General features: G+C 41.2%; 12 protein-coding genes. 3 read left to right on the forward strand and 9 right to left on the reverse strand.

Going from position 1 to position 14,633, the window contains the following annotated elements; genetic code table 11:
* The first annotated feature begins 29 nt into the window (after window positions 1–29).
* A complete protein-coding gene (locus G8D99_RS10275; RefSeq protein WP_166325398.1) occupies window positions 30–950 on the forward strand; it encodes a bile acid:sodium symporter family protein in 921 nt (306 codons plus the stop codon).
* Window positions 951–1,066: 116 nt separating this feature from the next.
* On the opposite strand, the gene rapA is transcribed toward G8D99_RS10275, so the two are convergent.
* From rapA to G8D99_RS10310, 7 genes are all read right to left on the reverse strand, one after another.
* Complete coding sequence (rapA, locus tag G8D99_RS10280) at window positions 1,067–3,904, reverse strand: RNA polymerase-associated protein RapA (RefSeq protein ID WP_166325401.1); 2,838 nt, start codon at window positions 3,902–3,904, stop codon at window positions 1,067–1,069.
* Window positions 3,905–4,139: 235 nt separating this feature from the next.
* Complete coding sequence (locus tag G8D99_RS10285; RefSeq protein ID WP_166325404.1) at window positions 4,140–4,784, reverse strand: RluA family pseudouridine synthase; 645 nt, start codon at window positions 4,782–4,784, stop codon at window positions 4,140–4,142.
* 210 nt (window positions 4,785–4,994) lie between these two features.
* Window positions 4,995–5,711 (reverse strand): phosphopantetheine-binding protein, encoded by a 717-nt coding sequence (locus G8D99_RS10290; protein WP_166325407.1) that lies wholly within the window; start codon window positions 5,709–5,711, stop codon window positions 4,995–4,997.
* Window positions 5,712–5,741: 30 nt separating this feature from the next.
* Window positions 5,742–6,158, reverse strand: a complete 417-nt coding sequence (locus tag G8D99_RS10295) for a GlcG/HbpS family heme-binding protein (protein WP_166325410.1) — start codon at window positions 6,156–6,158, stop codon at window positions 5,742–5,744.
* A gap of 130 nt (window positions 6,159–6,288) precedes the next feature.
* Window positions 6,289–7,587 (reverse strand): glutamate-1-semialdehyde 2,1-aminomutase, encoded by a 1,299-nt coding sequence (hemL, locus tag G8D99_RS10300; RefSeq protein ID WP_166325413.1) that lies wholly within the window; start codon window positions 7,585–7,587, stop codon window positions 6,289–6,291.
* A 39-nt stretch (window positions 7,588–7,626) separates the two neighbouring features.
* Window positions 7,627–8,247, reverse strand: coding sequence for a thiamine phosphate synthase (gene thiE / locus G8D99_RS10305; RefSeq protein ID WP_166325416.1), 621 nt, complete (start codon window positions 8,245–8,247; stop codon window positions 7,627–7,629).
* Between the two features lie 161 nt (window positions 8,248–8,408).
* Window positions 8,409–8,792: a DUF962 domain-containing protein gene (locus G8D99_RS10310; protein WP_166325419.1), complete on the reverse strand. Its 384-nt coding sequence runs from the start codon at window positions 8,790–8,792 to the stop codon at window positions 8,409–8,411.
* 235 nt (window positions 8,793–9,027) lie between these two features.
* On the opposite strand from G8D99_RS10310, the gene G8D99_RS10315 reads away from it, so the two are divergent.
* Window positions 9,028–10,488: a CYTH domain-containing protein gene (locus G8D99_RS10315; RefSeq protein WP_166325422.1), complete on the forward strand. Its 1,461-nt coding sequence runs from the start codon at window positions 9,028–9,030 to the stop codon at window positions 10,486–10,488.
* Between the two features lie 146 nt (window positions 10,489–10,634).
* Here the strand turns inward: G8D99_RS10315 and G8D99_RS10320 are convergent, their stop codons facing one another.
* Both G8D99_RS10320 and G8D99_RS10325 read right to left on the reverse strand, forming a co-directional pair.
* Window positions 10,635–12,335, reverse strand: a complete 1,701-nt coding sequence (locus G8D99_RS10320; protein ID WP_166325425.1) for an ATP-binding cassette domain-containing protein — start codon at window positions 12,333–12,335, stop codon at window positions 10,635–10,637.
* Window positions 12,336–12,517: 182 nt separating this feature from the next.
* Window positions 12,518–13,213, reverse strand: coding sequence for a TetR/AcrR family transcriptional regulator (locus G8D99_RS10325; protein WP_227554301.1), 696 nt, complete (start codon window positions 13,211–13,213; stop codon window positions 12,518–12,520).
* A 118-nt stretch (window positions 13,214–13,331) separates the two neighbouring features.
* On the opposite strand from G8D99_RS10325, the gene G8D99_RS10330 reads away from it, so the two are divergent.
* Window positions 13,332–14,591 (forward strand): MFS transporter, encoded by a 1,260-nt coding sequence (locus tag G8D99_RS10330; protein ID WP_166325428.1) that lies wholly within the window; start codon window positions 13,332–13,334, stop codon window positions 14,589–14,591.
* Window positions 14,592–14,633: the final 42 nt, after the last annotated feature.

Consider the following 14,633-nt stretch of genomic DNA (forward strand, 5'->3'; position numbering starts at 1 on the left):
TTTCAAAATGATAATGCGAAGGAATGTTCATGGATCAACTCACACTCATTACCATATTACTGCCTGCAGCCCTGGGCATTATTATGATTGGGCTGGGTTTAGAACTCACCCTTGCAGATTTCAAACGGGTTAAACAACGCCCTAAAGCGGTTTTGGTTGCACTGTTTTGTCAGTTCGTTCTACTGACCTTAGTCGCTTTTGGTTTGAGTGAACTGCTTCATTTACCCCCTGAGTTGGCGGTAGGTTTGGTGTTACTGTCTGCATCGCCGGGCGGTCCAGTTGCGAACTTATACAGCTATTTATATAAAGGCGATGTGGCACTGAATATTACCCTCACCGCAATCAATGCGATTATTGCGGCAGTGGCATTGCCGATCATTGTCAATTTAGCTTTAGCACATTTCATTCACGATGATCAGAAAATTGGGCTGCAATTTAGCAAAGTGATTCAGGTGTTCTCGATTATTATTGTGCCTGTGATTATTGGCATGACTTTGCGTCACTACCAACCGCATTTGGCGCATCGTTTAAATAAGCCGGTGAAAATCTTTGCCATTGGTTTTTTAATTTTGATTATGGTCGGTGCCATCAGCCAAGAAGGCAAAAAGATGCTCGACTATGCCGCGCAAGTTGGTGTAGCAACCGCTCTATTCTGTATTGCAAGTTTAAACATTGGCTACTTTGTGCCACGTTTGTTTAACATCGAAGAAGCGCAAGCACGTGCCTGTGCCTTTGAAATCGGCATTCATAACGGCACTTTGGCAATGACCATTGCCATTACCGTACTCGGAAGTACAGCGATTGCGATTCCTGCAGCGATTTATGGCATTGTGATGTTGTTCTTCACTTGGATCTTTGGCTCGATCATTTCGCGTAAGGATGTCAAAGCTGAAGATAATCCAGCGCATTTAAGCCTTAACCGTGATGTGATTGAACTTGGTGTTAAGTAAGCATTGGCATTGTTTAACTACAAGATTAGTCAAAAACTTGATCCAACAAAAAAAAGCACCCGAAGGTGCTTTTTTTCTGATTCAAATCAAAGTTAGATTTGAATTTCGATTCATACTTATGGTTTAACCACCACCATCACTTGAATCGCTTCAGGGGTTACTGATAAACCATCGAGCAAACCTAAACCTTCTTTTTGCAGTTTTTGTAGACGTGCGATTTCATCTTCACGAATACTTGGATTGAACTGTTTCAAATAAGTTAAACGGTCAATCTCGTATTGCCATTTGCTGCCATAGATCTCTTTGGCTTGTTGGGTGAGTTCTGGCAACGCACCTTTGGCAATATCCAAAGCTTGTGCATAACGCTGTTCAACCACATCACGACGTGCTTTGACCACTTGACGGCAACTGTTGCCATCTAAATGATGTAAATACGGTTTTAAAATTTCAGGTGCAATTTTTTGTGATAGGTCCTGACCTTTTTCACTCAATAACACACGAATCAATTGTGTTGGTAAGCTTGCAGGTAAGTTCAGTGCTTTTGGTGCGACCACACCCACCTTGAACCACACTTCAACCAACACCGAACCTTGTGGAAGTGCCGCTGATTTCAATACCGCTACATTGGTCGAACCAAAAGATTGGGTATTAATCATCTCCATTACGCTTTCTGTGAATGGATGCTCAAGGGTAATGTACTGTGCATCTTCACGGATTTGTGCTTGGTCACGATAGAAGGTTACGGTCATGCCGTCCTCATCGAGCAACAAGCCTTGAACTTGCATTTGATCGGTCGGTTTAATGATCACGGTACCATTGCTTTGTTCATCAAAATCAATGTTGGTCGACGCCATAAAACGCTTCATGAACATTGGCAATAAAGTATTGTCATCATAATCTTCAAGTGCAGTCACAATCTCTTGTGCCACCATCGGACGACATGAATTGTATTCTAACAAACGGTCACGACCGGCTTGTAACTCATTTTCCAGCGCTTGACGTTGTACATTCACCGCTTCAAGCAATTCTTCAAAGGCTTGACCTTTATCTGACAACAAGCATTCTTTCAAATCAAGAATAAAGTTTTCTTGAAGGGTTTGCGCCGTCGGTGAAATATTGCTGAAAATATTCAGTGCTTCGTTGTACCAACGGAACATACGCTCTTGCGCAGTACCCAATAAATACGGCACATGAATTTGAATACGGTTTTCTTGACCAATACGGTCTAAACGACCAATACGTTGTTCAAGCACGTCTGGGTTTGCAGGTAAGTCAAACAAGATTAAGTCAGAGGCAAACTGGAAGTTACGCCCTTCTGAACCAATTTCAGAACACAGTAAAATTTGTGCGCCATACGAATCTTCAGCAAAATATGCCGCCGCTTGGTCACGTTCAAGCAGACTCATGCCTTCATGGAACATCGCAGTACGAATCCCTGCATGGATACGTAGTGCATTTTCAAGAGCTTCAACTACAGGACCACTACGTGCAATCAATAACACTTTTTTGTGTTTCAATTGGGTACGAAGCATTTCCATAATCCACGACACACGTGGATCAGACTCCATCCAAGCACCGTCAAGTTGTGCTTCTTCAGGCCACATTTGTTCACGTAATTTACCGTCTTTAGACCAGCCTTCAGGCGCAGGTAAAGGTGCAGGTTGACAATCCCGACCCGGGAAGCCTTGAATTGCTTCACGGGTATTACGGAATAACACACGACCTGTACCATGACGGTCTAACAATTCGTGAATCGCACGGAAACGTTGTTCAGGTTCATCTTCAATTTTATGACCTAATAACAGTTCAATCGCTTCAAAATGCGCTGCCTCTAAAGGCATATCTGACATTAAGACTTCTGCAATTTGCGCAGTATGGTGATATTTTTCTTCTTCATCTAAGAAGCGATCAAGCGAACTGAAACGTTGTGGATCAAGCAAGCGTAAACGTGCAAAGTGACTTTCTACACCCAACTGTTCAGGGGTTGCAGTAAGGAGTAAAACACCCGGGGTTTTTTCAGCAAGCTCTTCCACGAGGTCATAACGGTCATTGCCACCATCTTCTTCAGACCACATTAAATGATGCGCTTCATCGACCACAAGGAGGTCGAAACCTGCCTCAATCGCCTGCTCACGCAAATCGTCATGGTCAATCATCAAATCGACAGAGGCAATGATGCATTGTTCAGTTAAGAATGGATTGAGTTCAGGATCATGTTCTTTGATCGACGCTGTACGGGTCAAATCGAACAATGAGAATTGCAGATTGAAACGACGACGCATTTCAATCATCCACTGATATTGCAGTGAATCAGGCACCAAAATCAGGATACGTTCAGAGCGACCTGTTTTGAGTTGTTGATGAATAATCAAACCCGCTTCAATGGTTTTACCTAAACCGACTTCATCGGCCAGTAAAACACGCGGAGCGAAACGCTTACCCACTTCATGTGCGATATAGAGCTGATGCGGAATCAAGCCGACACGTGCACCCACCATGCCACGGAGCGGACTGTTTTGCATATTGGCTTGCATTTGAAGCGCTTCAATACGTAAGTCATACCATTCTTTATAATCTACTTGGCTAGCAAGCAAACGATCTAATGGCTTAGATAGTTGAATGGTTGCGCCTAAACGGGTTTCATTCAATGCTTTACGTTCTTCAGTCCCGTCTTCAAGCGTACGAATCACGTTATAACGAATGACACCATTACGTTCTTCAAAAGACTCAACCGTCCAAGTGATGCCTTCTTGGTCTTGAAGTTCATCTTTAACATTGAACACAATGCGAGATAAAGGGGCATTGTTACGTGCATAGACACGAGTTTCATCACTTTTTGGGAATAAAATACTGAGTGATCGTTCATCGACATCAATCAATACACCTAACCCAAGTTCCGTTTCTGTGTCTGATAGCCAACGCTGACCAATAGCAAATTGCTGCAATTTTTCCACCTTATCTCAAGTTAGGACTGAAAAACCAATGCTCAATTAGGAGATTATTTGAACAAAGTTTAACGTCTTTAAGCAATATATTTTGACATAAAGCCCACTAAAAAGTGAGCATATTTTAGCAATGATGACGAATTTACTGTTCCAGGCTAGATTTGATCCCGAACATAATTTCAGGAGATTCAGAATGCAGCATGATCAAGTGATTCATCAGGTTTAAATCTTAAAAAAAATCGGATTAAAAAGGCACAGCACAATAAAAATCCATGCGCTCATCCGTGATCGGATGTTTAAAGCTTAAACGTTCAGCATGGAGGCATAAACGTGGCATTAAGGCCTGCTGTTCAGGTGTTGCATAGAGCGTATCACCGACAATTGGATGACCTAAATATTGCATATGAACACGCAGTTGATGGGCACGACCGGTAATTGGCGTCAGTTCGACACGCGTCACGGTATGACCTTGAATATTAAAATGCTCAGTTGCCTTCCAATGCGTAAGTGCCGCTTTGTTGTGGTTGGCATCGACGATATGTAAAGGTGGACGCGATGGATCATAGATCACCGGAATATCCACAGTTCCCTCCCCCTCTAAATGCCCGGCAAGCAACGCTTGATAGGTTTTTGAGGTTTCACGTTCTTGGAACTGTCTAGAAATGGATTTTTGACCCGCTTTAGATAAGCCAAACACCAAAATACCGGACGTATCCCGATCTAAACGGTGAATGAGTAAAGTACGGCGTTCTTCTTTAAGGAGACGATTGATGGCACAATCTTGAAGATCTTCAGTTTTGCCGGGCACAGAAAGGAGTCCTGCTGGCTTATGGATCACCATAAAATCTTTGTCACGATAAAGCAGGTGTTCTTTTAGAAAATTACTCAAAGTTCAATTCCTAGCAGATCGTGAAAATAAGGCGGCAATGATAGAAAGCTTAGCGCTAAAATACAATCAACTATTACAGATTGAACGATGTTTTTTTCGATATTGTGTCAAAAAAAAATCAATTAAGTGAAATTGTGCGGATTTAAGTATGTTGAATGTGAGTACAACAAATGCTTCAGAATTAAACATTCAATACGATGATACAGAGAATCAACTTGGCGATTTTAACAGCGTCATCAGCTTTTCTAATGTACAACTCGACAAAAAGTCTTCGTAGCTAATATGCGCACCATTAGCACGCCATAAACCAATCAGGCTGACCATCGCGATTGAATCGAGTCCATAACTACGTAAATCTTTCGATGGATCAATTTCAAGCGGTTCTAAATCGAGCTGTTCAGTGATGGCTAATAAAATGCCTTTGTCCGAAAGGACATATTCTGATGGCGCACTCAAAGACCACATTCGATTCACCGTTGTACTATTGGCATGGTGAATCCCTTGTTCAGCTAAACTATTGATCCATTGCAGATGCTGTGATTTATTTTCAAGCAAAATCGCATCATCGATGATACAGATTTGTGTCGTAATTCCTGCAATATGTTGAATCAGCTGTTTTGCCATGGGGTCAATCCAACCGGTAAACATCAGTTGTCGTTGTTCAGACACCGCCTCACCCAACTGCATCATGCTGTGCATGACATTGTTCGGATTTACATCAAGCACTGTAATATCCAATGTTTTGGCTTTTTTCAGCACTGCGCTTAAATGAGTGCTGAGATCACAATCTTGAGCATGTAAATCAACCTTCATCCGCTCTGATAGCGTATTCAAGCCCAGCATAATCAAAACACTATTGCTCGAATCTATGCGCCATTTGGCTTGGCTCGGTGCAAACTCAATTTTATGCGGCATAGCGTAGAACATACTCTTTAAATTCCAATTCTAAGCAAAGTTTTAATCGGCCAATGCCAAGAAGACTTGAATAGCATGTTGTGCAATTTCAGCATCTTGATGCGATTTCACCCCAGAAACACCCACAGCACCGACCAATTGAGCTTGGTAAATAATCGGCTCAGCCCCTTCGAGCATGCCTGAAAATGAATTCACGGTTAGAAAACCCAATTGACCATCTTTAATCAGTTCTTCAAACACTTGTGTTGGACGACGACTCATGGCTGAACAACGAGCTTTCTCTATACTGAGGTTGGCCGTCATTGGAGATGCACCATCCATACGTTTCATCGCCAACAACGTGCCAGATTCGTCTACGACTGCAATGCTGACATTGAATTTTTGGTCTATCGCATATTGATGCGCGCGTGTTAATAAAAATTCAGCATCTTCCAAGGTTAAGTAATGTTTGGTTTTCATGTCGATTCATTTATCCCTGAATTTTATACTTACACAATTTACGGTCACTATTCTTACAATACAATTCAACAGCACAAAGCCCACAGCACGCATGTTGTGGGCTTTGGTTTATTGATTTTTACCACATTTTTTATTGAAGTGTAGCAAAAACTTCTTTAGCTGCTTGAATTGTGTACGCAATATCTTCATCCGAATGTGCACTTGAGAAAAATCCTGCTTCAAATGCTGATGGTGCAAGATTGACACCACGCTCAAGCATGCCGTGGAAGAACACACGGAATTTTTCGACATCACATTTCAAAATTGAATCAAAACTACTGATTTCTTTTTGATCGGTGAAATATATACCAAACATTCCGCCCACTTGTTCAGTATGGAAAGGCACGCCTGCTTCATCTGCTGCAGCCTGTAGACCTGCAAGCAATGTTGCAAGTTTAGCAGTTAAGTTTTCATAGAAACCTGTCGCACGTAAATGCTTAAACATTTCAATGCCGGCACGCATTGCCAAAGGATTACCTGACAATGTCCCTGCTTGGTACACTTTACCTAGTGGTGCGATACATTCCATCACTTCACGCTTACCACCAAAAGCCCCCACAGGAAGCCCTGCACCTATGATTTTACCCAAAGTGGTTAAGTCCGGGGTCACGCCATAATGCGCCTGTGCACCACCTAAACCAACACGGAACCCAGTCATCACTTCGTCAATGATAAATACAGCACCATGTTCATCACAGACATCACGAATCGCTTGTAAGAAACCATCAATGGGTTTCACCAAGTTCATGTTGCCGGCTACAGGTTCTACAATCACCCCTGCAATTTCATGACCGAACTTTGCAAAGCATTCTTTTAAAGTTTCAATGTCGTTGTATGGCAGGGTTAAAGTATGTTTAGCAAAATCAGCCGGTACGCCTGCAGATGTCGCTTCCCCCTCACCTTTGGTCAATAAACCTGAACCCGCTTTCACCAGCAATGAATCAGAGTGACCGTGGTAACAACCTTCAAATTTTACAATCTTGTCACGCCCCGTATAACCACGCGCCAAACGAATTGCAGTCATGGTCGCTTCTGTGCCTGAATTGGTCATACGCACCAATTCAATTGACGGCATGATGTCACAAATGATGTCAGCCAATGTGGTTTCATGCACCGTTGGTGCACCAAAACTTAAACCATCCACCGCTGCGTCTTGCACCGCTTTAATAATGTCAGGATGGGCATGACCCAAAATCATCGGCCCCCAAGAACCTACATAGTCCACATAACGCTTACCATCGACGTCATAAAGATACGCACCTTGCGCTTTTTCAATAAACACAGGCGTTCCACCGACACCATTGAAAGCACGTACCGGTGAATTTACCCCACCTGGAATATGTTTACTGGCTTGCTTAAAAAGTTGTTCTTGCTTTGCAGATAAGCTCATGGCGATTCTCGACTTCAAAATTAAATTTATAAAAAAATACTAAGCGTGTTGATCAAAAAGCTCAGACCAATCATAAACACGCTGCCCCACCGCTGACATTGAACGTCCTAGAACATCACTGATCACCGCACACAGATCCGCTCCCGCAGCAATCACTTCAGCACCATTTTCAACGGTTAAGCCACCAATCGCGCAGATCGGCACATTGAGTTTTTGTTTCGCCAGTTTTAAGGTGTCTAAGCCAATGTTTCCAGCTTCAGGTTTCGTGTCCGTGGCATAAATTGCGCCAAACGCAACATAATTTGCGCCATCGGCAATCGCTTGTTCAGCAAGTTCTAAAGAGTTATTGCAACTACGACCAATCAAAACATTTTTTGGCAAGCGTTCAACTGCCTCTTGGATGGAGCCATCATCTTGACCCAAATGTACGCCCACGCCGTATTGAACAGCAGTTTCAAGATCATCATTGATTACAAACGGTACGTTATATTGCTTACATAAAGACTTCATATATTCAATTTCGTAAGCTTGATCTGCTTTTGCTACTTTTTTACGACGATACTGCAATACAGCCACTTCATAGGTCGCCATTGCGCCTTCTAATTTCGCCAATAGCAATTCAATCGGATCATCGTTGGTAATTAAATATAAACCGCGCATAAGTGCAACACTCAAAGCCAATACAAAATATAAGGCTCATTATAAGCCATGCATCACATTATGGCATTTGTATAATTCAATAAAATCAAAAAGCCCAGTAGATCTCTGAGCTTTTATTTGATGTATCAAATCTTTTCAAATGCTTTTTAAAATCATGTTTTCTAACTTTCAATTTTATCCAAAGCACGATCTTTTAAACTTAAATTGCCACGCAGAATATCGGACAACATTCGCCAATCTGAAATGAAGCTGTATAAGGGTTGTTTAAAACTGGCGGGTTTGTTTTTTTCAAAGACAAAGTGCCCCACCCATGCACAGGCATATCCTGAGACTAATCCATACGCTACATATTTGAGTTTGCGTTGACGAATAGCCTTACTAAAAAAGTACAGTCCCACACTACTGCCCACTGCATGTAGACGACGACTGGTGATATGACGGTGTTCAGTTAAATAAAAACGGTAAAATTCTGAATAATTCCGTATCGGCAGTGAAAATTGGGGTTGTTCAATGAGTTCACCTTTAGGTTCAACTTGTGCATTCATTTTATTCTTTCCGATCCTTTTTTAACCACCATAATGTAAATTACTAGAGATGAAAAGAACATTAAGATAAAGCTGAAAACTTCAGCATTTGGCACTGAATTTAATCTCCTCTTCTCATCTTTGTGGGTGATTAATCAGTTACAATCCGCATTTGAACATTGTGTCTAATGCTTTAGACACGCATCTATTGATTTCATTTTGTTTTTATATAAAAAGACTGTTTTAGGAAGTTGCAATGATTGAAGTTGAATTAAAGTTTCAGATTCCAGAAGCGCGTCGCAATGCTTTACTTAAAGCAGTCGACCCGAAAAAATCTGAAGTGATTCAATTACAAGCCAAGTATTTCGATACACCTGAGCGTTTATTGTCACATCACGGCGTGGCGCTACGTCAAAGACTTGAAGGCACACGTTGGATTCAAACCCTAAAAGCAGCAGGACAAAGCCATTTACATCGTTTTGAAAGCAATATTGATTTGGGTGAACTTGAGCATGCACCTGAACTGGATTTATCGGTATACGATGATCATGCTGAAGCTAAAGCCATTCTGGACAATGCCCTAGGCGCTCATAAAGATCAGCTTCAATTACAGTTTGAAACTGATATTCAACGGACGTTACGGGTGAACACTTATGAAGACAGCGAGATTGAAGTGGCTGTTGATCAGGGTGAAGTCCGTACCTTGGATAAAAAACAAGAGATTCATGAAGTTGAATTTGAACTGAAATCAGGCTCGATCGAGTCATTGTTGGCCTTTAGTTTTGAATGGGTCAAAAAATATCAACTATGGCTCGATGTGCGTAGCAAAGCAGAATTTGGCAACCTCTTGGTCTTAGATTTGGCGGTTAGTCCTGCCAAAACTGAAAAAGAATTCATCTTTGCGAAAAAAGAAACGGCTGAAAAAAGCATTCGTGCCTTGATTGCCAATCAAATGGATCATCTTCTACCGAATATCGCTGCCATATCTGCTCAGGTGGCTGAAGATGAGCATATTGAACAAGCCTATCAAGCCCTAAATCATTTATATCTGACGTTATCGATTTTAAAAGATTGGACGTCTAAGGGCGTGGATAAATGGGCACATCAATTGGCGGCTTTCAAAAGTCATTTTGAAAATTTAAAACATGTTCAACACATGCAACAAACTTTGGGTGCTTTATTACAAAACCCAAAAACAGCCGAAAGTTTGAGTAAAGATGTGCTGTATGCAGAAGAAAAATTAAATAACTTGGTCAAGTCGACGCAAAATGTACAGCATTATTTAGAACTATTGATGTTTAGTTTAGGCACATCCAAGCGCGTTCAAACAAATGATTTGAAATGGTATGCACAGACCACCTTGCAGAATCAATATCGCCTACTTCAAGACGCTCTAAATCAAGCTGATCTTGCCGATTTAGATACTTTAGATGAATTGGCCCTACGTCTGAATGAATTGAAATTTAGCTTCCCGCTCCTCACTTCAATTTTTGATGTAAAAAATCTGCAAAAGTACGGTAAATCTTTAAATGATGCGCAACATGCTGCAGAGCAATATCAAATTCTTGCATCGTCATCCTCTTATTTGCAACAAACCGATTTAGAAGCCAGTGACTGGTTTGCATTGGGTTGGCTGACCGCTAAACAAGAGGTCTATGCCGAGAAACTGTTAGAAGCAACCGAACAGTTCTTGGTCAGTCGCAAATTTTTAAAATAACATTAAGGGCTTAAATACAAACGTGTTGTGTGTTTAAAAAAGATGCGCATTGAAGTGTTGTTCGAGGAAGAGAAAGCGATATCTCTTCCTTTTTTATGGATACAAATGCGATCCATTGAATCATGCTGGATCAATGATTTCTTGGCTCATTGAGTCTCATGTGCGTGCTTTGAAATGATTTCATTAAAATCGATAATTTCATCGGCAAAATGCAATGCATAGCTGGCATGTGAAATCATAAAAATCGTACTGACCTGTGCTTTTAAAATCGGGATTAATTCTAAGCTGGTACGTTCATCTAAAGCTGCGGTAGGTTCATCCATAATCAACAATTGGGGTCGTTTTAATAGCGCACGAATAATACTGATACGCTGCTTTTCTCCGCCTGAAAAACTTTTATAAAGGTCTTGTAAATCATCATCTAAATCGAGCTGATTGTCTTTTAACAATGTACTGAGGTGAAAACGTCGTAACCATTCATAGAGTTCATCATCGCTATAGGTATAGCGACTGTTATGCACGAGGTTTTGTCGTAAGGTGCCTGAATACACCATCGGGTTCTGACTCACAAATGCAATGTCGTTAAACACCTGTTCGGAAAATTGTGTGCTTAGATCCAGATTTTTATAGGTGAGTTTGCCACTTCGAATGTGTTGTAAACCCATTAAATAATGAATAAAACTGGTTTTACCTATGCCTGTTCGCCCAATTGCCACATAGCATTTGCCCTGTTCAATTTTAAAATTAAAATGCTCAATCACATGCTGACCTAGCATCAATGAAGCATCTTCAAAAGTATAGAAAACGTTGTGATCGCTATAAGTATGATGGGAAAATTGATCTACATTGAGTTGAAAATAATCATAATATTTTTGAGTGGCAATAAAATCTCCACGCAGTCGAATAATACTTTGAGACATCATCATCAGCGGTAAGGTCAGACTCACGATATAAGTGCTAATGAGGACAAAATCACCAGATGTGAGCTGTTGTTTATCAAATAGATATACCGAAAACAACATAAAAAACAGCAGAAATAAACCAATAAAAACCAGTTGATACATCATAAATAACACAGCTTTTTTATAATTTTTGCCAGTTTTTTGTTTAAAGATCTCAATACGAGAGCGAAATTCGTTTAACTCATAACTTGCCGCCGCATTGACCTTAATGTCATAGGCACTTTGAATTTTTTCAATAATGAATTGATTTAAACTATTTCGAGATGCATACATTTCCGAAAAAATATCTTCTGTTTTAAAGGTAATCAGAATAGATAAGCCTAAGGTCACAATAGAAAAAATAAAGAAATACAGCGCATAGACGAGCCCAATGTTTTGCGCCAACACCCAAACCATGCCTAAAATCTGTACCACTACCGGAATAAGAATAAATAAAATGGTATAGGTCAGTTGCCCAAAGGCTGTTGCACCGCGCCATAAATCACTATTAAACACGCCTGCATCAATCTTTTTTTGCTCCTCATAGTGCAAATTAAAAAAATTCTGAATGCCTTGATAGACCAATGCAGATTCAAAATTTCGTAAAAAAAATGCACTGAGCATATTTTTCAATTGGTCTAAACTCTGTGAAATAAACCAACCCATGGCATAAGCAAATGCCAATAGATACAACATGGAAATATTAAAAACCGTCTGGGTTTTAAACTCGCCCAATTGGGATTGGTCAATCAGCAACTTGAGTACATAGGGCAGCAGCACACCAAGCCCTGTAGAAAGCGCAATCAAGACACCCACCAGCGTCATCAGGCGTAATGGGTGTTGCTCAGATTGTTTTGCAATGTGCCAAACAGCTCGATAAGTTTGAAATTTGGATGGGCGCATCATATTCAATCTATGTTGATGGTTTTCCATCTAAATCGATTCGAAAATTGAATGCCACCCCGTTATGTAAAATTCATGTAAAAGTCCTGTAAAAGATCTGTAGTGTTTTTATACTTGCTTATACTTGATTATTTCGATGCGTAACTCACTTACTTATAGAAAGTTAAAATTTAAGATAGAGTGATTTAAAGCAAGAGATCCCACGTTTTGATTGCGGTTTGAACTACCTTCTCAAGCTGTTGAATAGTTGCACCATCCCGTGCTTGAATGGTCATGCCCTGTAAAAGCGTGACATAAAAATCAGTCATAGCTGCTAGATCTGTGGTTTGTGGAATATCACCTGCAATCTGACCTTGTTCTAAGCGCTGATAAATTTTGGATTTGGTGATATTGCGCTTTTCAAGCAAGTGTTGCTGAATCTCATGATTCGCGGTTGAACAGTTCATAGTCGATACCACCAACATACAACCTTTCGGTTTATTGGCTTGTACTAAAGATTTCAGGTTCTCTCGCAAGTACAATTCCATGGCGATTTTGGCTGTTTTGGCTTGGCTGAAGATTTGTTCGATGGCACAGGCTTCATGCGCCAAATAATAATCTAAGCATTTTTCAAACAAGCCAGCTTTATCGCCAAAGCTACTGTACAGACTCGGTGCGGTAATGCCCAAAGCGTGGGTCAAATCACTGATGGAAGTGGCTTCATAGCCGTATTGCCAAAACAACAACATGGCTTTTTCTAAAGCCTGTTGTTCATTAAAACATTTTGGTCGTCCACGACGTCGCACCGAAGCAACGACATTAGAAACATCTACATCAGAAGTAATACCCTCAGAATCAACCCGACTATCCAACTGATTTTTCGGCTTTATCATTTCAGTCATATCCAAGCCAATTTATTTTATAACGATCACTATTAAATTAATTGACTGCTATGCATAAATCAAATAGTTTTATTTCATAACAATCACTATGAAATTAAAATTCAAGGAGTGGTCGTCAATGACTAGCCAAGCTCATCTGAACCCACCTGATTTACACTCTCCCTCCCCCAACAAAACCGAAGGCAATTGGTATGCGGTGATTACTCTATCCATTACCGCATTTGTACTGGTCACCAGTGAATTTTTACCGATTGGTGTACTTACTGCCATTGCACAGGACTTAAATATCAGCATAGGCACTGCAGGACTGATGATTTCACTGCCGGGGGTCATGGGTGCATTTGCCGCACCGCTGGTTTCTGTGTGGGCGAAAAGTTTAGACCGTCGTTATCTATTGATCGGTCTAACGGCGGTGATGGTGGTCGCGAATTTTGTCACTAGCCTTTCGCAAAGCTTTGAAATTGTATTGGCGAGTCGATTTGTCTTAGGGATTGCCATTGGTGGTTTTTGGGCAACTGCCATTGCACTGAGCGGGCGTGTTGCACCTGCACATTTACCGATTGCCAAAGCCACGGCAATCGTGATGGCGGGGGTGACCTTAGCCACGGTGCTCGGTGTTCCGATTGGGACATGGCTGAGTGAGCTTTATGGCTGGCGCAGTGCTTTTCTAATCACCTCGATCATAGGTGCAATCATTTTGATTTTAGAGTGCATTTTCTTGCCTCGATTAAAACCGACATCTGCCATCAAGTTAAGTGATTTACCAGCTTTATTTATCGACCCTCAAGCCCGTAAAGGTCTGGTGATTATCTTACTGATTGGCTTGGCACATTTTTCGACTTATAGTTATTTGGCTCCATTTTTTAAAAATGTCGCCGGATTTAATGGTGCGACCATCAGTGTATTGCTATTGATCTATGGCATAGCCGGCTTCTTTGGCAACGCCTTTGCCGGTTATAGCAGTAACATTAACGTGCGCTATACCTTGGCAATCGTGGGCGTATTTTTAGCGATTGTATTTGTCGGGTTCCCGATGTTTGCCACCCATCTCACCGGTGCGTATCTGCTCACGGCTTTATGGGGATTTGCATTTGGGGCATTTCCAACCACCGCCAATATTTGGATGTTCTTACATGCTCCTCAAGCGGTTGAGAAAGGCATGCCTTTATTTGTTGGCATGTTCCAAGTCATTATTGCTTTAGGTGCTTTGATTGGCGGTTATATGGTGGATCATTTTAGTACCAGCATCTTACTCTATAGCGTGGTGGCGTTTATCGCCTTTGCTTTATTGGCGGTATTTACCCACAGTCGTGGACTGAATAATCCTAAAGTACAGCCTACTAACGTCAAAACAAGCAAAGTATGTGAAGCCAGCTAAAGCGTCTTTTCAAGATTCCATTTAAACAGCCTGTCTCAAGCT

The sequence above is a fragment of the Acinetobacter lanii genome (assembly GCF_011578285.1).
GTDB classification, from domain to species: Bacteria; Pseudomonadota; Gammaproteobacteria; order Pseudomonadales; family Moraxellaceae; genus Acinetobacter; species Acinetobacter lanii.